The sequence below is a fragment of the Rhizobium sp. WYCCWR10014 genome (assembly GCF_001657485.1).
In the GTDB taxonomy this organism is placed as follows: Bacteria; Pseudomonadota; Alphaproteobacteria; order Rhizobiales; family Rhizobiaceae; genus Rhizobium.
In genome coordinates, this window is sequence record NZ_LXFU01000051.1 from 31,621 (window position 1) to 51,183 (window position 19,563).

A 19,563-nucleotide genomic window follows, 5' to 3' on the forward strand; every position below is an offset into this window, starting at 1 on the left:
TCCCCTGATAAGACTTCTCCTATTCGTTTCATCACCTATGTCCTTGGTTTTTCGGGAGGCAATCGTCGCCATGGTCGAACTTGCGCAATCGCTCGCATCCATCAAGCTGCCGGACCTGTCCGGCAAGGCCGTGCTGATCACCGGCGCCTCGACCGGGATCGGCGCGGCGCTTGCCCGCGCTTTTGCCGCGCAGGGGGCGAAGGTCGGCGTGCATTACAATGCCAGCCGCGAACCGGCGGAGAAGCTTGCAGAGGAGATCCGGGCTGCCGGCGCCACCGTGCATCTGATCCAGGGTGACGTGTCGAGGGAAGGCGAGACCGAGCGTGTCGTCGAGGAGACGGCGAAGACCTTCGGTCATCTCGACGGGCTCATCAACAACGCGGGCGGCATGCTGGGGCGCAAGCCGACCTCCGAATATACCGACGCCCATTACGCCGCGGTCATGGACCTCAACGCCCGCTCGGTGCTGGCGGCAACGCGTGCGGCGCATCCCTGGCTGAAGAAGCAGGGTGGCTTCATCATCAACACCACCTCGATCGCCGCGCGCAATGGCGGCGGCAATGGTGCGATCCTGTATGCGGCGTCCAAGGGCTTCGTCTCGACGATCACGCGTGGTCATGCCAAGGAATTCGTCGCCGACAGGATCCGCGTCAACGCGGTGGCGCCGGGCGTTATCGCCACGCCCTTCCACGAGCGTTATACCAATGACGAGCAGATGGAGCTGCAGCGCAAGTCGATCCCGATGGGCTTCGTCGGCACGTCGGAGGATTGCGTCGGCGCCTATCTCTTCCTCGCCTCGCCGACGTTGTCGGGTTACATCACCGGCCAGATCATCGAGGTCAATGGCGGCCAGCTGATGCCGTGAACGCTTCGATCGGCGAGCAGATCCCTCGCGTTCCCTTTTAAAAAGGGAACTTTCGAACCGCCGTGACGTTTTCCGCTTGGTCTTTTTAGCAAGCGGGGCACCATGAGCTTTTCATTTTCGGAACTCGACTTCCTCAAGCCGGAGTTGGGAGCGGAGTATACGGGTTCTGGCACCCATTTCGCGGTATTCTCCGCCCATGCGGAACAGATGGAGCTCTGCCTGTTCTCGCCTGACGGAAAGAACGAGATCGCCCGGCTGCCGTTGCCGAAGCGCGAAGGCGACATCTGGTCGGGCTATATCGCCGGCGTCGGGCCGGGCACCGTCTACGGTTATCGTGCCCACGGCCCCTATGACCCGCAAGCCGGCCATCGCTTCAATCCGAACAAGCTCCTGCTCGACCCCTATGCCAAACAGGTGACGGGCGAGCTTAAATGGGATGACGCGCTCTTCGGTTATCAGATCGGCGAGGACGACCTTTCCTTCGACGAGCGTGACAGCGCGCCGTTCATGGTCAAGGGTGTGGTGCAGGATCCGGACTTCGATTGGGCGGGTGAAGAGGCGATCCGGCGTCCCTGGCCCGACACCATCATCTACGAGGCGCATGTTCGCGGCCTGACGATGACCCATCCGAAGGTGCCAGACCGGCTGCGCGGCACCTTTCTCGGCATGTGCAGTGATCCGATCATCGACCATCTCGTCAAGCTCGGCATCTCGGCGATCGAGCTGCTGCCGATCCAGTATTTCCTCGACGATCGTTATCTCCTGGAAAACAACCTACGCAATTATTGGGGCTATCAGACACTCGGCTTCTTCGCGCCGCAATCTCGTTACTTGTCCGGCGACAAGATCACCGAAATCAAGACCATGGTGAAGAAGTTCCATGCCGCCGGCATCGAAGTCATCATGGACGTGGTCTATAACCACACCGCCGAAGGCAGCGAGAAAGGGCCGACGCTGTCCTTCCGCGGGCTCGACAATGCGAGCTATTACATTCTCTCCCCCGACGATCCGCGACACACCTTCGATACCACGGGGACCGGAAACACACTGAATGCCGCCAATCCCATGGTGATGCGCATGGTGCTCGACAGTCTGCGCTACTGGGTCGGCGTCATGCATATCGACGGCTTCCGTTTCGACCTTGCCAGCACGCTCGGCCGCCAGGATATGGAATTCGATCGGCAGGGCCTGTTCTTCGGCGCCATCCGCCAGGATCCCATCCTTGCCGGTGTCAAGCTGATCGCCGAGCCCTGGGACGTGGGCGATGGCGGTTATCAGGTTGGCGGCTTTCCGCATCCCTTCCGTGAGTGGAACGACAAGTTTCGTGACGACGTGCGTCGCTTTTGGAAGGGCGATGGCGGCATGGTCTCGGAGATCTCGCAACGGATCACCGGCTCGGCGGTACAGTTCAACCACTCGGATCGCGGCGCGACGTCATCGATCAACCTGCTGTCGGCCCATGACGGCTTCACGCTGATGGATACGGTTTCCTTCGACGACAAGCACAATGACGCGAACGGCGAGGATAACAGGGACGGACATTCGGACAATCATTCGGACAACATGGGTGCCGAAGGCGTGACCGATAACGAGGACATCAACAGCCTTCGGGCGCGGCGGCGCCGCAACATGATGGCGACGCTGATGCTCTCCCAGGGCGTTCCGATGATCCTTGCCGGCGATGAGTTGGGCAACAGCCAGGGTGGCAACAACAACGCTTATTGCCAGGACAACGAGATCGGCTGGACGGATTGGTCGGGGCTCGACGACCCCTTCCTCGATTTCTGCCGGCAGGCCGTCGCCTTCCGCAAGGCCCATCCCGTCTTGCGGCAGGAGCGGTTCTTGACCGGAGAGACAGCCGAGGACGGGCGCATCGAGATCGCCTGGTACAAGCCGGACGGCGGTTTCATGGACGATGGGGCCTGGAACGACGACGGTTTGCAGGTACTCGGCGTCTATGTCTCGAGGAGCGTGCATGCACCGGACACCGAGGAGATGGACGACCTCTTCCTGGTCTTCAATGCAGGTGGCGACTGCGAGGTTCATCTGCCTGTGGTGAATGGCCTCAAACAGTGGTCGATGGTTCTCGACACGGGCTCGGAGACGGATTCCTTCGAGGTGCACGAGCCGGAGAATCCGGTCATCGTCTATGCCCAGAGCGTGGCGGTCTTCGCGCCACAGGGACAAACCGCGCCGCCGAAAGGCGCGACAAAAGCCGAGCGTCGCCGCTGGTTCCAGTTCGGCCGCAGGAGCAAGTAACGGGTCGCAGAGAACATGAATGCCGAAGCCATCACCGACCTTGGTCTCGTCTATGTCAGCGATACCGAACCAGGCATCCGCAGGAGAAGGAAGGGCAAGGGTTTCAGCTATGTGATGCCTGATGGCACGACCCTTGCCGACGAATTGCAGCGGGCGCGCATCGGCGCGCTCGGTTTGCCGCCGGCCTATGAGAATGTCTGGATCTGCCTCTACGACAACGGCCATTTGCAGGCGACGGGCTTCGACGCGCGCGGGCGCAAGCAATACCGCTACCACAAGGAATGGCAATCCTTCCGAAGTGCCGGAAAATTCCATCAGCTGATCGCGTTCGGCCGGGCGCTGCCTCGGATACGCCGCACCGTGCTGCGCCACCTCGACACCGGTGCGGAAGACGTCAACGGCGTGCTCGCGGCCTTGACGACGCTGCTCGACGAGGCGCACCTACGCGTCGGCAACCAGGCCTATGTCAGGGAGAACGGCACTTATGGCGCAACGACGCTGCTGAAGCGCCACCTGAAGATCGTCGACGGGCAGATCGAGCTGAAATTCCGTGCCAAGGGTGGCAAGCGCGTCCAGCGCAGCCTCAAGCATCCCAGGCTGCAGAAGATCCTGGAGGAGATAGCCGACCTGCCAGGCCGCCAGCTCTTCGTCTGGAAGGACGAAAGCGGGACGCTGAAGCCAATCGATTCCGGCCGATTGAACGCCTATCTGGCCGAGATATCGGGGGTTCCAATTTCGGCGAAGACCTTCCGCACCTGGGCCGGATCGCTGGCGGCCTTCGGGGCGGCACGCGAGACGGTCCTCGGCGGCGGTCGGCCGACGGTAAAGCAGATGTCGGAGGCCGCGGCCGAGGCGCTGCACAACACACCGGCGATCTCGCGCTCGAGCTATATCCATCCCGCGATCATCGCGCTCGCCGGCAACGATCATCCGCTCATCGAGAGCGGCAACGAGCCGTTGCGGGGCTTGCGGGCCGAGGAAAACAGGCTACTTGATTTCCTCACACGCGAGATCGAAGAATGAGCCCCAGACATCCGCCGGCGTCGGACGTATCCTTGACCCATCCCGACCGGCTCTACTGGCCGGACGAGGGCGTGACCAAGCAGGCGCTGGCGGATTATTACGCGGCCGTCTGGTCGTTCATGGCGCCTTATGTCGTCAACCGGCCTGTGGCGTTGCTGCGCCTGCCGGACGGGATAAAAAGCCACCAGCGGTTTTTCCAGAAACATGCCTGGAAGGGGATGAATTCGCATATCGAGGAGATCGCCGACCCGCAGGATGCGGATGGTGAAAAGCTGTTGCGCATCGGCGATTTCAACGGTCTCGTGGCGCTAGTGCAGTCAGCCGTGCTCGAAATTCACCCCTGGGGCGTAACGACCGACAATTGGGAAAAACCCGATATGATCACCATGGACCTCGATCCAGGCGAGGACGTCGCCTGGAGCGCGGTGATAACAGCAGCGCTTGAATTGAAGGCACGGCTGGAAGCTCGTGGCCTGGCTGCCTTCGTCAAGACCTCAGGCGGCAAGGGGCTGCATGTGGTAACGCCGCTTGCGCCGATGGCCGGCTGGAGCGAGGTGAAGGATTTTGCCCATTCGCTGGCCGAAAGCATGTCGGCTGACGCGCCGGACAAATATCTGGCAACCGCGACGAAGGCAAAACGCAGTGGCCATATCTACATCGATTATCTCCGCAACGGCCGCGGTAATACGGCGGTCGCGGCCTATTCGACGCGAGCACGATCGGGTGCGCCGGTTTCCATGCCGCTGGATTGGGCTGATTTGAACGAGGTGAGCGGTCCCGCCGCTTTCACGCTCGCCAACGTGCCGCGGCGATTGGAGACCCAGCCGAGAGACCCGTGGGGAAATTTCTTCGATGCGGCTGTGCCGCTCGAATGAACGGCCCCATCTCTTTGCTTTTCCGCAATTCCCGGCAAAACCGCTTCGCGCTATTGGAGTCACTCTTAACTCATTCCACACCGTCGAGCTCAGGATAATGCCTGAAAATCCCTTCCTCGTTGAAGGCAAGGCGGCGGGGGGAGGCGAGATAGCGGGCGATGTTCGGACGCTTCGCCACCGCACCATGCAGCGCCAGCAGGGCGGGATATTCTGCTTTGCGCTTCGTCATGGCCTTCGGAAAGGCATAGGTCAGTCCGGCGATCACCTGGAAGAGCGAGAGGTCGACATAGGTGAGCGCATCGCCGACCATATGCTTGGCGCCTTTCGGGTTATGCCGCAGCACCCGCTCGAAATAGCCGAGGAATTTTGGAATGCGGTCGCGGATGAAGGCGGCCGAGCGGGCTTTTGCCTCTTGCTTCTGGTCCTCGTAATAGAGCGACATGTCGATCGGGTGGTGCGTATCGTGCGCTTCGGCGACAAAATCGGTGACGGTCAGCTGCAGGCCGTTGACGACGTGGCGAAGGCCTTCGTCTTCAGGCGCAAGGCCGAGCTTCGGACCGAGGTAAAATAATATGTTGGCGACATGGGGGATGATGAGGTCGCCGTCTTTCAGGAAGGGCGGCGCGAAAGGAATGTGCGGTTCGCTTTCACTCTCCATGATGTCGATCATGGCGCCGGTACCACGCCCACGGCCGGACTGGCGGGTGATGTCGATGTAGTCGGCGCCGGCTTCTTCCAGCGCCAACCGCACGAATTCGCCGCGGCCCTGAATGCCGTCCCAATAATAAAGTTCGTATGCCATGAGCGCTCAATCTTTCGGATGACGACCGAAGTCTTTTCGCAGTTCGTCCTTGGCCTTTTCAAGGGTTCCGCGCCGCTTTTTTGTCAGCTGGTCGCCGGCGCGGTTGATGTAGAAGGTCAGCATCGACATGGCGGCGCGATAAGGGCTCGACTTGCGACGATCGCTCTCCTCTGCGGAGAGTTTGACGGAGCGGGCAATCTTCTTCGGATCGTCCGATTTGAACACGCCTTCCTTCAGGTCCATCGCATCGCTGTGTTCACTGACGTCCTGCGACCATTTCTTCTTCGATTTGGTCATGGGTCAAATTCCCTATGCGGCTGGCGGAAAGCCTCCGCTTGCCGCAGCAGCTGTTAATGGTGACTGTGGTGTTCGTTGCGCTTGCGCGTGGCGGCAGCCTTCTTCGCGGAAGCGGACCGTTGCTCCTTGGAGCGTGCGGCGGATGCCGCGCCGCCGATGCGGCCGCCCTTTTCGGATGATTCATGCGTATCCTTCTTGCCGCGGCCGGAACCGGATTTGTTGCCGCCGCCGCTTTCCTTGTTGACCGTCGCCCAGGCGCGCCGTTCGGCTTCCTTTTCGGAGACGCCGCGATCCTCGTAGCCCTCCTCGATGTGCTCGGCCTTGCGCTTCTGCTTGTCGGTATAGTCGGATTTGTCACCTTTCGGCATCTCAGCCTCCTCTGGTTTGCAAAGGAATTGAACCGGCACGGCGCCCAAAAGTTCCGGCTGCGGTCGTGGCCCGCAAGGCCCGGATTTGGAACAAAAGCCGATTTTACCAGGTTTCGAATGGGAGAAGCTGACATGAGCTGCACATAGGAAGGAGCCGAGAACATGGAAAAACACATCGTCAAAGCCGATGGAAACGGTGCGATCGACGTGAACGGCCAGGTATCGCCGGTCGCCTATACCGTCAGCCTCAAACAAGGGAAGGGACGTTTCTATGAGGTCGACATTCGCCTGATGGCGCCGCGAGACTGGCTGCTGGAGAGGGGCTTCGAACGCGATGCGGTGCTGGTCAGTCAGAGCGGCGCGCGCATTCCCGTCTATCACGATGGCGGCGGCCGTCACGACGACGGCCGTCTCGATCCTGCCGACACGATTTCGATTGAACTGACGGCGCGCGACGACAGCTGCACCAGCCAGGTGGATCTGATGCGCAAATATCCCGAGTTCGACAGTGCCGACGCATAAGACAAAAATTACAGTGTTTCCGAGACCGGCTAGGCGCCAGGCCGTTGTTGAACGGCGCTTCTGACCGCCTGGTCGAGCGCTGCGCTGCTGAAAGGTTTCGACAGCAGCACCGAGCCGGGGAGACGAGTTGCATCCGGCAGGCCGCTGTTGCCGGTGGCAAAGACCAGCCCGACCGACGGAAAGGCCTCGCGGGCCCTGGCGGCAAAAACCTGACCTGACATGCCGGGCAGGCCGACATCGGCGACGATGATGTCGACGATGGTGTGTCCGAGGATTTCCACGCCCCTTTCGCCACTATCGGCCTCGATGACATCATAGCCGAGATCCTTCAGGATCTCGGCGGTATCCATGCGGATGAAGGCGTCGTCTTCCACGAGCAGCACCTTCAGCTTTTCATGGGCGATCTCCAGGTGTTTGGAAACGGCCACCGCGGCATCGCCCGCCCCTTGGCGGCGTTGCGGCCTGATAGCAAGCACGTGGCGGATCTTGCGGGCGAGTTCCTCGCGCGTATAGGGCTTGGAGAGCAGCTCGAGACCGGGATCGAGCCGGCCGCCATGGACAATCGAATTTTCGGTATAGCCCGATGTATAGAGCACGGCGATGTCAGGCAGACGCTCGCGCGCCATGCGCGCAAGCTCCGGGCTTCGCAGCGGCCCGGGCATGACGACATCGGTAAAGAGCAGGTCGATATGGGCGCCGCTCTCGATCACGGTGAGCGCGCTTTGCGCGTCCTTGGCCTTCAACACGTAGTAGCCGAGATCCGAGAGCATCTCGACGACCGTGACGCGTACGCCCTCGTCGTCCTCGGCGACAAGGATGGTTTCCGTGCCCCCGGCGGCCGGTACACTGTCGGCGGCGGTGACCCGATCCTCGCTTAGGAACGAGCGGGTCAGGTAGAGTTTGACGGTCGTGCCTTCGCCGATCTCGCTGTAGATCTTCACGTGGCCGCCGGATTGCTTGACGAAGCCATAGACCATCGACAGGCCAAGACCGGTACCCTTGCCTTCCGGTTTCGTCGAGAAGAAGGGCTCGAAGGCTTGCTCCATCACCTCCTGCGTCATGCCGGCGCCGGTATCGGTCACCGCGAGCACCACATATTGGCCGGCGGTGACTTCAGGATGGATGCGGCTGTAGGAATCGTCGAGGAAGGCGTTGCCGACCTCGATCGTCAGCTTGCCGGCGCCATCCATCGCGTCGCGGGAGTTGATCGCGAGGTTGAGCAGTGCGTTCTCGATCTGGGTCGGATCGGCGAAGGTGTTCCAGAGGCCGCCGGAGACCATGGTCTCGACCTCGATCTCCTCGCCGAGCGCGCGGCGCAGCATATCGTCCATTCCGGTGACGAGACGGCCGATGTTGATGACCTTCGGTTCCAGCGGCTGGCGGCGGCCGAAGGCGAGCAGCTGGCTTGCCAGCCGCGAGCCGCGTTCGACGGCGGCAAGCGCGTTGGAAATGCGTTCCTTACCTCGGCCGCTGTCTGCCACGTCCTTGCCGAGAAGCTGCAGATTGCCTGAGATCACCTGCAGCAGATTGTTGAAGTCATGGGCGACTCCGCCGGTGAGCTTACCGATCGATTCCATCTTCTGCGACTGCTGGAGCGCTGCTTCGGCCTGCTGGCGTTCGGCGATCTCGGCCGCGACTCGGACCTCAAGCATTTCATTGAGTTTCCGCAGCTGATCTTCCATGTCGCGGCGCTGGCCGATTTCGACCTTGGCGGCACGGAAGAGCCGGATATTGTCGATCGCGACGGCCGATTGGCCGGCGAGGCTGACGAGGCTCGCCTCGGCCGCTTGGGAAAAACGGCCGGGCTGGCCGTGACCGAAGAACAAGCCGCCGATGACGCTGCCGTCGCGTGATTTCACCGGCACGGCAAGATAGCTCCTGACCGGAAGATGCCCCTTCGGCATGCCTGCATGCGGCGCATTCTGCCCGTAGCGCGGGTCGAGCAGGATGTCGTCGGAGCGCACGATGCCTTCGCCATTGAAAGTTGGCGCGAAGACCTTGGTATTGCGCGGCATCGGGAATTTCTCGAAGGCCTTCCGATCGACACCGGAGAGCGCATAGAGCATGTAGCTGCCGCCCTCGCCATCATCGACATTATAGAAGAAGGCGCCGAATTCCGCGCCGGTCAGCGTCACGCCGGCATCGACGACAATCTGGGTGAGGCGGTCGACACTGGGCTCGGCGGTGATCGCGGCACCCGCCTGGTTGACCACAGCAAGCGCCTCGGATTTTGCGCGCAGTTCTTCCAGCGCGATCTGTTCGCCGCGCTTGGCCGACACCTGATCGGTGACATCAAGGGCCGCGCAGAGGATGCCGGCGACCTTGCCGTCCTCGTCGCGCAGCGGCGTATATGAGAAGGTGAACCAGGTGTCCTCGGTACGGCCGTCGCGGCGCATCGGGATAAGCAGCTCTTTGAAAAGCTGCGAACTGCCTTCCAGCGTGCTGGCGACGATCGGCGAGAACTGTTCCCAAATATCCGCCCAGACCTCGCGGAAGGGTCGTCCGAGGGCATTGGGATGCCGTTCGGAGAAAATCGGCACATAGGCGTCATTATAGAGAAAAGCGAGATCAGGACCCCAGGCAACGAATTTAGCCTGGCGGGAATTCAACACCATTTCGGCGATATGCTTGAGAGACGCAGGCCAGCTTTCGACCGGACCGAGGCCGACGGCGTGGAAAGCCGGATGCCGTATCAATTCGCCGATTTCGCCACCGCCTTTCGGCCAGCCGTTCCCGACGCTTCCCATTCAAAATCGCTTCCTTGTCGTCCGCCGCACCGGTGTGATCGGTCGCCTCGGGGTTCAAACCTTCCAAACCGTCAACATAGAGGCTTCCGATAGGAGGAAAAGGGCGCGGTCGAAATATCCTTAACTGCCGGGCGTTCAACGCTTTTAGCAATCTGCGGGCACCGCCCGAGAGGTTATTTTCGATAGAGTTTTTGCGACGCGGCGAAGGCGCGGCCTATATAGACGGATACCAGCTGTACCGGCGCGCGCGGATCGCGGAAAACCAGTCCGACGAGATTGTCGACGACAAGGATGAGCCCGAGCGCGAGACCGAGGTAGAGCAGCGCGGCGATGATGAGGAGCGACATCTCCATCCCTCACACGATCGCGGTCGAAGCGCGGTTGCTGGCTAAAAGGAAGATTTCAGGATGACCGTCGTTCATGGCAACTTCCCCGTTCCGCCATAAACAGTTGTCGTATCTTCTTGTTCCCCGTTATCGGGCGAAGGTTCAACTTTTTTCGGAAGGCTCAAAGCATGCAGCGTCATCCGGCCTCTGTTCACCCCCGCATGGAAGCCCCACCTCTAAAAATTCATAAAGCACAACTAATTCAGGCATATGACAAAAAGGATCGAAGGGCGTCTTGACGACGCCCTTTTTAATCGACGTGCTCGGTATTTGGTGTTCAGGACGCCGTCTTGCGGCTCGCAGTCCGCTTCGGTGCCGGTGTGACGACGCCGTTCGTCTTGCTGCCCGTCACGCTGCGCTTCGCCTTAGGCTTGACTTCCTTGCCGTCGGAAGACGCAGCAGAACCTTCGAGCGCTTCGCGCTCGTGTCGTGCCTGTTCCCAATGGATGGACTCTCGCCCTGTCGGATAGCCCTCTTCTTCCCAGAGGGCGTATGCACGTTTCTTGATCCACTCTTCCCGAGTTTCTGCCATCGCTGATCTCCAGTCAAATGATGCCGTCGTCGGAACGCGATACTGCTTGGATGGTTCCAGAGGAGGTGGGCTCTTTCAAGTGAAATCGCCCTGCACCCGGAAATATTTCGCATTGCAGCATATTAGGGTTGAGAATCGACCCCCTATTGGGGCCGATACTCCGCCGCCTTGTGCAGATCTGAGACGAAATCCCGGCGCTGCCGGTGCTGGTCCGCCTCGCCGCGGATGCGCAAGAGATAGGAGGGGTGGATGGTGACCAGGACAGGCGGACGGTTTTCCGGATGCAGGATACGGCCGCGCTCCGGCGTCAGCTTCACTTTCGGCCCGAGTAGCGCGTAAAGCGCGCTTGCGCCGAGCGTCACGACGAGTTTCGGCTGCAGGATGTTGAGCTCGGCGCCGAGCCACCATGCGCAACGCCTGATCTCGCCGGCATTCGGTTTCGCATGCAGCCGCCGCTTGCCGCGCGGCGTGAACTTGAAGTGCTTGACGGCATTGGTTACATAGCATCGCCGACGGTCGAGACCGGCCTCTTCGAGGCAGCGATCAAGCAGCCGACCCGCCGGACCGACAAACGGCCTGCCGCTCAGATCCTCCTGGTCGCCCGGCTGCTCACCGACAAGGACGATCTCGGCTTTCACAGAGCCTTCGCCGAAGACGATTTGTGTGGCATTCCTGTAGAGATCACAACGGGTACAGCCATCGGCCTGATGCCGAAGTTCAGCGATGCTTTCGCCGTCCGCGACGTCGAGCGCCAATGCTGGACCTATGTTTGCGGCGATGTTCATGATGGCGATCCTCACCTCGTCGGGATCAATCGACCCGCGCGGGGATTGTTCCGCGCTGAACGGGCGTCGCCGGGCCGGCAAAACGGTCACGGTGAAAAATTTCGCGTCATGGGAGAGCGACGGCGCGATTGAACGCGGCCGTTTCGCGGCTATATTCGCCAGCGATGTTCTATCTCCTGTCGACCTACTGGCCGCATATCCTCTTCGTCGTCTCGATCGCCATGGGGGCCGCGGCGGCGATCCATGCCGCCATGACCAAGGAGGAGGTGCGCGCCGCGATCGGCTGGGTCGGCGTCATCATCCTGTCTCCGATCATCGGCGCGGTACTCTATGCGATTGCCGGCATCAACCGCATCCGCCGCAAATCGTTGAGCGTCCGCCGCGACGCGCTGCTGCTTGCTGCCGAATTCGACGAGTTGGAGACCTTCGACGCCGAGGCCGAGACGGTGATCAGCCAGTTCGGCCGCCGCTTCGCGGCACTGCAGACGCTGGGCGACCGGGTGACGCGCAATCCGCTGACCTCAGGCAATACGATCGACATGCTGGAGACCGGCGACGAGGCCTATGCGGCGATGAAATCAAGCATCGACGAGGCGACGCGCAGCATCCTGCTCGAGACCTATATTTTCGACCGCGATGCGATCGGCCTTCGCATCGCCGATGCGCTGATTGCGGCGGTCAGGCGGGGTGTGGAGGTCCGGGTGCTGATCGACGCTGTCGGCGCGCGTTATTCGGTGCCGAGCATTCTTGGCCATCTGAGGGAAGGCGGCGTCACGGTTGCCGTCTTCAACGGTAATGTCATCATGGGCTTGCGGCTGCCCTATGCCAATCTGCGCACCCACCGCAAGATTCTGATCGTCGACGGGAAAATTGCGCTGACGGGCGGAATGAACATCAGGGCGGGCTTCAGCGAGGAGGCGATGGGCGAGAGCTTTGCCCACGACACGCATTTCAGCGTCACCGGCCCTGTCGTCGCCGACCTCTTCGATCTCGCCGCCGAAGACTGGCGCTTCTCCACGCAGGAGTTGTTGAACGACGAGCCCTGGCGCATCGAACCGCCGCAGCGCAGCCCCGGCGATCCCATCCTGATGCGCGTCGTCGCCTCCGGCCCGGACCGCAGCGTCGAGACCAACCACAAGATGCTGATGGGCGCCTTTTCCGTGGCGCGCCGGTCGATCCGCATCATGTCGCCCTATTTTCTGCCGGATCGCGAACTCATCAGCGCCCTGGTGACGGCAGCGCGGCGTGGCGTCGAGGTCGATATCGTCGTGCCTGCGGTCAACAACCTCGTGCTGGTCGACCGGGCGATGACGGCGCAATTCGACCAGATCCTCAAGAATTATTGCCGCATCTGGCGCTCGACCGGCAGCTTCAGCCATTCGAAGCTGCTGACGATCGACGGCACCTGGGCCTATGTCGGCTCTTCCAATCTCGACCCGCGCTCGCTGCGGCTGAATTTCGAGGTCGATCTCGAAGTGCTGAACGAGGGTTTCGCCGCCGAGATCGACGAGCACATCGAGGAAACCCTGAAAACGGCAACGCCGGTGACGCTTGAGGGGCTTCAGGCGCGACCCTTCGCGGTGCGGCTGCTCGAGAAGGTGCTATGGCTAGGGTCGCCCTATCTCTGAAGGATTTTTTGTGATCGGACGTGGCAAGTTCGGCTTGCCTGCCTATACTGCTGAGACAAGCCTTTTCGATCAACGGGACAAGTGCGCCTGCCGATGCACGCCAGAAAAGACAGCCTTCCCGCCAGCATTCTCGCCTCGATCAGGAGCAGGAAAAAGCGGCTCGACGCAGCCTATACGGAGGCAAGGCCACGCAGTGCCGGAACGCTGATCGCCTCTTACAACGTGCACAAGTGCATCGGAACCGACCGCCGCTTCGATCCGGAGCGCACAAGCCGGGTGATCCATGAAATCGGCGCCGATGTGATCGCGCTGCAGGAGGCCGATACGCGCTTCGGCGAGCGCACCGGCATTCTCGACCTCGGGCGGCTGGAGCGGGAGACGGGACTGATCGCGGTGCCGGTTGCCGGCATGGCGAAAGCGCATGGCTGGCACGGCAATGTCGTGCTCTTCAAAAAGGGGCTGGTGCATGACGTGCATCAGGTCAAGCTGCCGGGGCTGGAGCCGCGCGGCGCGCTCGTTGCCGAGATCGAACTCGAGAAGGGCGGGGTGCTGCGCATCATCGCCGCGCATTTCGGATTGCTGCGCCATAGCCGAGCCCAGCAGGCCCGCATGCTGGTCGAACTGATCAACGACAGGCACGAGATGCCGACCATCCTGCTCGGCGACCTCAACGAATGGCGGCTCGGCGACCGGTCTTCGCTCAACACCTTCCAATCCGCCTTCGGACCGCTGCCGCCCGCCGTCCCGAGTTTCCCCGCCGGCCTGCCGCTTCTGGCGCTCGACCGGATCATCGCCAACCGCAAGGGGATCATCTCGCAGGTGGAAGCGCATGATACGCCACTGGCGCGTATCGCCTCCGACCACCTGCCGATCAAGGCGCTGATCGATCTTGAACCGGTGCCGGGCTGATGTCATGGCGACGATGGGTGCTGTCGCCGTCGTCACTTCGGCCGGCGCCTTCACTCAGACCTGGCTGAAACGTCATCAGCCGGATGACGTTCAATATGATGTCGAATATCCGCCTGCGCATCGATATCTCTCCTTCGCGATCATTTGCCGCCTCTTGCCTCCCGCCTTCAAACGAGCTTATCGTCGGCCTCGAATGACTTGAGGTTATGGATGAAGCGCGGACGTCTGCCATTGACGGCTTTGCGGAGTTTCGAGGTCGCCGGCCGTCTCGAGAGCTTCACGCTGGCGGCGCAGGAGCTGTTCATCTCGCAGGCGGCGGTCAGCCGGCAGATCCGCGAGTTGGAGACCTTGCTTGGTGAAGCGCTCTTCGAGCGCCGCCATCGCGGCGTCCATCTGACCGCCTCGGGCAACAAGCTGCTGGCGATCCTGACATTATCATTCGACCGGATTGACGAATGCCTGGAAGAAATCCGCAGCCGGCCGGCGACGGCAGCGGTGACGATCAGCGTGGAACCTTCCTTCGCGGCGTGCTGGCTCGTTCCCCGTCTGCCGGAGTTTCGCGAACGCCATCCTGAGATCGACGTGACGATCGACGCCGATTCACGCCTGATCGAGTTCCGGGGCGGGCAGGCCGAGATCGCCATCCGCCACAGCGCCAGCGTGACCGCCTGGCCGAGGACGGAGAGCGGGCATCTCGCCGCTGTCAGGATGGTGCCGGTCGCGGCACCTGCACTGGTCAACGCAGGGCCTGCGATCGACCGTCCGGAAGACATGCTCCGTCATACGCTGTTGCATGAGGAGAGCCGCGACGTCTGGTTCCGCTGGTTCGAAGCGGCAGGCATCGCCATGCCGGAAACCGCGCGCGGGCCGGTCTATGCCGATGGTGGGCTGGTCATGCAGGCAGTCCTGCGCGGGCAGGGCATAGCGCTGATGGATGATATCTTCGCCGAGGAAGAGATCAGGGCGGGCCGATTACTTCGCCTCTCCGATCTTGCCGTTGCCCACGGCGCCTACTGGCTGGTCGCGCGCAGCTTTGGGCGGCTCGCCCCGCCTGCCTCACTTTTTGTTCGCTGGATCAGCTCCCGCATCGAAACATTCTGACGGCGGCCGATATCGGCAAAACTCGGCCAAGGCGGCCTATCGACCGTGACGTTCGACCTCGGTCAGCACCGTGATGAAAGCCCGCAAACCTTGCGGCACGTGGCGGTGACCGGGATAATAGAGACAGAGGCCCGGAATTACGGGGCACCAGTCGTCCAGCACGGTGACGAGCGCGCCGCTTTCGAGAAACGGCCGGGCCGTGCGATCCGAGACATAGGCGATGCCGAGCCCTTTTGCCGCTGCCTGAGCCATCAGCTCGACATGGTCGAGCGTCAGCACGCCCGGAACGTCGACGGCAAGCTCGTGGCCGTGTTTTTCGAACTCCCAGCGGAAGAGCTTGCCGCTTGGCAGCCGGAAGCGAATGCAGGCGTGGGTCTTTAGTTCGTCCGGTGTTTGCGGTGCCGGATGCGCTGCGAGATAGACCGGCGAAGCGACGGCGACAAAGCGGGTATCGCCGCCGAATTCCACCGCGATCATGTCGAGCGGCACCGCCTCGCGAAGCCTTATGCCGGCATCGAAACCGTCGGCAACGACATCGACGAGCCGATTGTCGGTGACGAGATCGAGCGACATGTCGGGATAGCGTGTGAGAAAGGTCGGCACGGCGGCATCGAGCAGCACCCGCGCGGCGATCTCGCTGGTGTTGATCCGCAATGTGCCGCTGGGGTGGCCACGGAATTCGTTGACCTCCTCGAGCGCCAGATCGAAATCCCTGAACAGTGGCGTCAGACGGGTGACGAGGCGCTCACCGGCTTCCGTCGCCGCGACGCTGCGAGTCGTCCGATTGAGAAGCCGAACGCCCATATTGGCTTCGAGCGAACGCATCATGTGGCTGAGCGTCGAAGGCGACAGAGCCAACTCATCGGCGGCTTTGCGGAAACTGCGATGGGTGACGATGGCAGACAAGGCTCTCAGATCGGCAAGGGTCGGCCTGTAATTCATGGCTAAAATTCACCAACTCATGCAGCATTCGACGGATGGAAGCAGGAATAGCCTCATCTATCTTTACCTTCAAGAGCAGCCGCAATCCCGCGGCATGAAAGGTAAGACAATGGCAAAGACATGGATGATAACGGGCGCCTCCTCCGGTTTCGGGCGCATCATGACCGAAAAACTCCTGGCGCGTGGCGATCGCGTCGCGGCAACAGTACGCCGGCCCGAAGCGCTCGACGATTTGAAGTCGCATTACGGTGAGAACCTCTGGATCACAACGCTTGACGTCAGCAATGACGGGGCGGTGCGCGCAGTCGTCGACGCCGCTTTCGGAGCGATGGGCCGGATCGACGTCGTCGTCAGCAATGCCGGCTACGGCCTGTTCGGTGCTGCCGAAGAGGTGAGCGACGAACAGATCCGCCATCAGATCGATACCAACCTGATCGGCTCGATCCAGGTGATCCGGGCAGCATTGCCGCATATGCGGGCGCAGGGCGGCGGCCGCATCCTGCAGGTGTCTTCGGAAGGCGGGCAGATCGCCTATCCGAATTTCAGCCTCTATCACGCGACCAAATGGGGCATCGAAGGCTTCATCGAAGCCGTGTCGCAGGAGGTCGCCCCCTTCGGCATCGAATTCATCATCGCCGAGCCAGGTCCGGCGCGGACCGATTTCGGGCGCGGCCTGGTCGCGCCGCAACCGATGGAAGCCTATGACGCGACGCCGGCCGGCGAAATCCGCCGCGCCATCGCCGACGGCAGGTTCGAGGCCAAGGGTGACCCCGTCAAGATGGCGCAGGCGATGATCGAGGCTGCCGAACAACGCTCGGCTCCGAAGCGGCTGGCGCTCGGCGCCGGCAGTTATGCCTCGATCCGCAAGGCGCTGGTCGAACGGTTGGCTGAGCTCGACGCCTTCAAGGAGGTGACGGTTTCAGCCGATGTCGATGCCTGATCGGGGACCAGCAAATGTGGCTGCCGGCGCCGGCCGGGTCGATGTCGGCCGGCGCCGTATGTCCAATCCTGCAATCGGCGCTAGAGGGCGCCTGCTGCCTGCAGCAGCTTGCGATCGAGGTCGACTGCCACGCGGGACTCCTTGTCGAGAACCATGGTCGCCGGCTTGTCGGTTGTGTAGGCCGGCCAGTCGGGCAAGCCCTCGGCGCTCGGCTTGCCGTTGCGCGCGAAGTTGACCCAGGCCTGGCTCACCCTCCTGGAAAGCGCGAGCGCGTCGCTGCCACCGCCGGTCGACGTCTTGACCAGGGCGGCGTTCGCAAACACGTAGGGCAGTTCCGCACAATGCCAGGCCATGGCAATGCCATCCAGAACCGGTGACTCGTAGGCGAACATGTATGAGTAGACAGGAGCCCCGTTTTGCTTCGCCTTCAGGTCGAGATCACGGATGGCCCCCGGCCGGAAGCGCAGATCCAGGAAATAGGCGTCGGCGATTTTCTTCTCGGGGTAGGCCGCCATGAAAGTCTTGCCGACCGCGTCGGCCTTGTCGCCGAAGCGCTCTTTCAGCTTGGCCTGAGACTTGTCTTCGTCCCAGTTGCTCTTGTTGTCGGCAAGAAGCTCGCCCGCCTTGTGATTGATCACTGTCTCGAATTCGTTGAGAGTGTTCCCGACCATCAGGGGAATGTCCTTGGCCTGGTCGACCCACTGTGTCCCGACAGGGTTCGCCGGAATGTAGTCGCCATCCTGAACGGGCGCATAGCGGGCATCCTTCGCGCCTTGGGCGGTCGCGTCTTTGATGGCCTTGTCGGCCGCGGCAAGGAGATCGTAGTAGTCGACCTCGGCAAGCTTGTCGATTTCGCCGGCCTTGAGACCCAGATTGGCGAGCGTCAGTTCGGCCACCTTCCGCGAGGATGCCTGATCGACGACGGAATCGCTCCGGGAGCCACTCTGAACGATGGCCTTCTGGAAGAGGCCCTTCGATGAAGGTGTCCCCATGAGGGCGCGCACCTTGTAGCCACCGCCGGACTGGCCGAAAATCGTCACATTACCGGGATCGCCGCCAAAGGCTTCGGCATTGTCATGGACCCATTTCAGCGCAGCGACGAGATCGGTGACGCTGGCGTTACCCGACCGTTTGTATTTCTCGCCATAGGCGGAGAGATCGAGGAAGCCGAGCACGTTGAGCCGGTGGTTCAAGGTGACGACGACGACATCGCCGTCCTTACTCAGATTATGGCCGTCGTAAGAGGTCAGTTCGATGCCGGAGCCATTGGTGAAGCCGCCCCCGTGGATCCAAACCATGATCGGCCGTTTTTTTCCGTCCTTGATCGCTGGCGTCCAGATGTTCAGGAACTGGCAGGCTTCGCTCATCGGCAGATAGCGGTGCGGATTGAAGAGTTCGTCGCCGGCCACTTCCTTCATGCGGGGGATGAAGCAGTTCTCGCCATAGGTGACTGCGGGACGGATGCCTTTCCAAGGTGCCACCTCTTCCGCCGGCATGAAGCGGTCGGCATGTGCATAGGGGACACCAAGATAGCTGTAAATGCCATCGTCGAGCGCGCCGACCAGACTTCCCTTGTTGGTTTCGACGACCGTCTTGCTCTGCGAAGCAACAAACTCTTCAGCGAGAGCGGGCGCGGCGACAATGGAAGGCGTCATCGCCGCCAGCGCAGATAGCAAAGCGCAATAATATAGGAACGTCCTTTTCATCAACTTATCCTCTTGTCGTTGATTTCGAGTCTTCAAAAGCCCGACGGCCGCCATCCCCGGCCGTCGGTGACTAACTAGGTCGGTGCCGACGATTGTCAGGCCACAGTCAGATGGTTTGCTGGAGAGAGGATCACGCCGGAGGGTTGGACGGGTCTTCTTGCCGACCGGCCTCCAATGAACCAGGAGATCCGGCGCCGGGCGGGCCGTTTCTGTGAGCTTTGGGCCTGCCAGACGTCGAGCTTCTTGAGCACGCGTGACGGAATACCGTGCGGCGCCCTAGTGGTAACGATTGGCCAACACTATCCACACAGCTGATTAGACGGCGAGATACGTGGAAATTGCGCCGCTGCCCGGACCGCGCTAGCGTCCGCCACTGGTCAGAAAGATGACGAAGGGACCACGCCGATCGTTGGGACGGGTGGTTCCTGCTTCGGCATCTTGTTTCCTTGCTCGTCGCCGGCGCTCAGTGCCTCGCGCACTTCATCCTCTTCCCAACCCGCCTCGATGGCGGAAGCCACGAGCGTTTCGATTTTCTCGGTTTCCGAGTTGTGCGAAATCTCATCAAGACGCCGTCTGGCGGTCTCGAGACACTGACGAAGGTTCGAAGCTCGGCTGGCGTCGTTACGGTCGTAGCTTGGCGATGCGACGTAGGTCATTTGAAAGCTCCCTGCTGATCGAGAGGAACACCTGAAGAGAGAGCCGGTTCCACGGCGTCTCTGCGGTAAGTCGCCGGGTGCCGCCTCGGGGACTGACACATCCCCTGGCGCCGGTTCGTCTGCATCCGCGGTCCGGATATCAAAGATACTTCGACGACGGCGCTGTCCGGTAGACCAGCCACTTGGCGTGAGGTTTTTTCGTAACCGATAGGGGGAGATC

The 19,563-nt window shown here is 61.6% G+C and carries 19 protein-coding genes; 9 read left to right on the forward strand and 10 right to left on the reverse strand.

The genetic code is table 11. The features are described 5' to 3' along the window. The first annotated feature begins 70 nt into the window (after positions 1-70). From A6U98_RS30135 to ligD, 4 genes are all read left to right on the forward strand, one after another. Complete coding sequence (locus tag A6U98_RS30135) at positions 71-865, forward strand: SDR family NAD(P)-dependent oxidoreductase (protein WP_064655340.1); 795 nt, start codon at positions 71-73, stop codon at positions 863-865. 102 nt (positions 866-967) lie between these two features. Beyond that, positions 968-3,124, forward strand: a complete 2,157-nt coding sequence (gene glgX, locus A6U98_RS30140; RefSeq protein WP_064654629.1) for a glycogen debranching protein GlgX — start codon at positions 968-970, stop codon at positions 3,122-3,124. 15 nt (positions 3,125-3,139) lie between these two features. Further along, positions 3,140-4,147, forward strand: a complete 1,008-nt coding sequence (locus tag A6U98_RS30145) for a DNA topoisomerase IB (protein ID WP_064654632.1) — start codon at positions 3,140-3,142, stop codon at positions 4,145-4,147. Further along, positions 4,144-5,022, forward strand: a complete 879-nt coding sequence (gene ligD, locus A6U98_RS30150; RefSeq protein ID WP_064654634.1) for a non-homologous end-joining DNA ligase — start codon at positions 4,144-4,146, stop codon at positions 5,020-5,022. The genes A6U98_RS30145 and ligD overlap by 4 nt, the downstream gene beginning before the upstream one ends. Positions 5,023-5,092: 70 nt before the next feature. Here the strand turns inward: ligD and A6U98_RS30155 are convergent, their stop codons facing one another. Genes A6U98_RS30155 through A6U98_RS30165 form a run of 3 tightly spaced genes read right to left on the reverse strand, consistent with a single transcriptional unit; the run spans position 5,093 to position 6,489 of the window. Further along, positions 5,093-5,824 carry a glutathione S-transferase gene (locus A6U98_RS30155; RefSeq protein WP_064654636.1) on the reverse strand — a complete coding sequence of 244 codons (732 nt, stop codon included), beginning with the start codon at positions 5,822-5,824 and terminating at the stop codon, positions 5,093-5,095. Between the two features lie 6 nt (positions 5,825-5,830). Next, positions 5,831-6,121, reverse strand: a complete 291-nt coding sequence (locus A6U98_RS30160) for a DUF3175 domain-containing protein (protein WP_064654638.1) — start codon at positions 6,119-6,121, stop codon at positions 5,831-5,833. A gap of 53 nt (positions 6,122-6,174) precedes the next feature. After that, positions 6,175-6,489, reverse strand: a complete 315-nt coding sequence (locus A6U98_RS30165) for a hypothetical protein (protein ID WP_064654640.1) — start codon at positions 6,487-6,489, stop codon at positions 6,175-6,177. 162 nt (positions 6,490-6,651) lie between these two features. Between A6U98_RS30165 and A6U98_RS30170 the strand changes: the two genes are divergently transcribed. Further along, positions 6,652-7,011 (forward strand): hypothetical protein, encoded by a 360-nt coding sequence (locus A6U98_RS30170; RefSeq protein WP_064654642.1) that lies wholly within the window; start codon positions 6,652-6,654, stop codon positions 7,009-7,011. Positions 7,012-7,040: 29 nt separating this feature from the next. Here A6U98_RS30170 and A6U98_RS30175 read toward each other — a convergent pair whose 3' ends face one another. From A6U98_RS30175 to A6U98_RS30185, 4 genes are all read right to left on the reverse strand, one after another. Further along, a complete protein-coding gene (locus tag A6U98_RS30175) occupies positions 7,041-9,758 on the reverse strand; it encodes a response regulator (RefSeq protein WP_064654645.1) in 2,718 nt (905 codons plus the stop codon). Positions 9,759-9,931: 173 nt separating this feature from the next. Then, positions 9,932-10,105 (reverse strand): hypothetical protein, encoded by a 174-nt coding sequence (locus A6U98_RS37390; protein WP_164902857.1) that lies wholly within the window; start codon positions 10,103-10,105, stop codon positions 9,932-9,934. A 316-nt stretch (positions 10,106-10,421) separates the two neighbouring features. Beyond that, positions 10,422-10,676, reverse strand: a complete 255-nt coding sequence (locus A6U98_RS30180; RefSeq protein WP_064654647.1) for a DUF2934 domain-containing protein — start codon at positions 10,674-10,676, stop codon at positions 10,422-10,424. Between the two features lie 143 nt (positions 10,677-10,819). Continuing rightward, the gene (locus tag A6U98_RS30185; protein ID WP_064654649.1) at positions 10,820-11,461 is read right to left on the reverse strand and encodes a UdgX family uracil-DNA binding protein; all 642 of its coding nucleotides are present in this window, start codon (positions 11,459-11,461) and stop codon (positions 10,820-10,822) included. Between the two features lie 164 nt (positions 11,462-11,625). On the opposite strand from A6U98_RS30185, the gene A6U98_RS30190 reads away from it, so the two are divergent. The 3 genes from A6U98_RS30190 to A6U98_RS30200 all read left to right on the forward strand — a co-directional run bounded on the left by A6U98_RS30190 (position 11,626) and on the right by A6U98_RS30200 (position 15,099). Beyond that, positions 11,626-13,089, forward strand: a complete 1,464-nt coding sequence (locus A6U98_RS30190; RefSeq protein ID WP_064655341.1) for a phosphatidylserine/phosphatidylglycerophosphate/cardiolipin synthase family protein — start codon at positions 11,626-11,628, stop codon at positions 13,087-13,089. 93 nt (positions 13,090-13,182) lie between these two features. After that, positions 13,183-13,998, forward strand: a complete 816-nt coding sequence (locus A6U98_RS30195) for an endonuclease/exonuclease/phosphatase family protein (RefSeq protein ID WP_064655342.1) — start codon at positions 13,183-13,185, stop codon at positions 13,996-13,998. A 210-nt stretch (positions 13,999-14,208) separates the two neighbouring features. Beyond that, positions 14,209-15,099, forward strand: a complete 891-nt coding sequence (locus A6U98_RS30200; RefSeq protein ID WP_064654651.1) for a LysR substrate-binding domain-containing protein — start codon at positions 14,209-14,211, stop codon at positions 15,097-15,099. A 36-nt stretch (positions 15,100-15,135) separates the two neighbouring features. On the opposite strand, the gene A6U98_RS30205 is transcribed toward A6U98_RS30200, so the two are convergent. Next, positions 15,136-16,041, reverse strand: a complete 906-nt coding sequence (locus A6U98_RS30205; protein ID WP_064654653.1) for a LysR family transcriptional regulator — start codon at positions 16,039-16,041, stop codon at positions 15,136-15,138. A gap of 109 nt (positions 16,042-16,150) precedes the next feature. Here A6U98_RS30205 and A6U98_RS30210 point away from each other — a divergent pair, with 109 nt between their 5' ends. Next, the gene (locus A6U98_RS30210) at positions 16,151-16,981 is read left to right on the forward strand and encodes an SDR family oxidoreductase (protein WP_064655343.1); all 831 of its coding nucleotides are present in this window, start codon (positions 16,151-16,153) and stop codon (positions 16,979-16,981) included. A gap of 80 nt (positions 16,982-17,061) precedes the next feature. On the opposite strand, the gene A6U98_RS30215 is transcribed toward A6U98_RS30210, so the two are convergent. Continuing rightward, on the reverse strand, positions 17,062-18,687 hold the full coding sequence (locus A6U98_RS30215; RefSeq protein ID WP_064654655.1) for a carboxylesterase family protein: 1,626 nt from the start codon (positions 18,685-18,687) through the stop codon (positions 17,062-17,064). A gap of 377 nt (positions 18,688-19,064) precedes the next feature. Further along, positions 19,065-19,343: a hypothetical protein gene (locus A6U98_RS30220; RefSeq protein ID WP_064654657.1), complete on the reverse strand. Its 279-nt coding sequence runs from the start codon at positions 19,341-19,343 to the stop codon at positions 19,065-19,067. Positions 19,344-19,563: the final 220 nt, after the last annotated feature.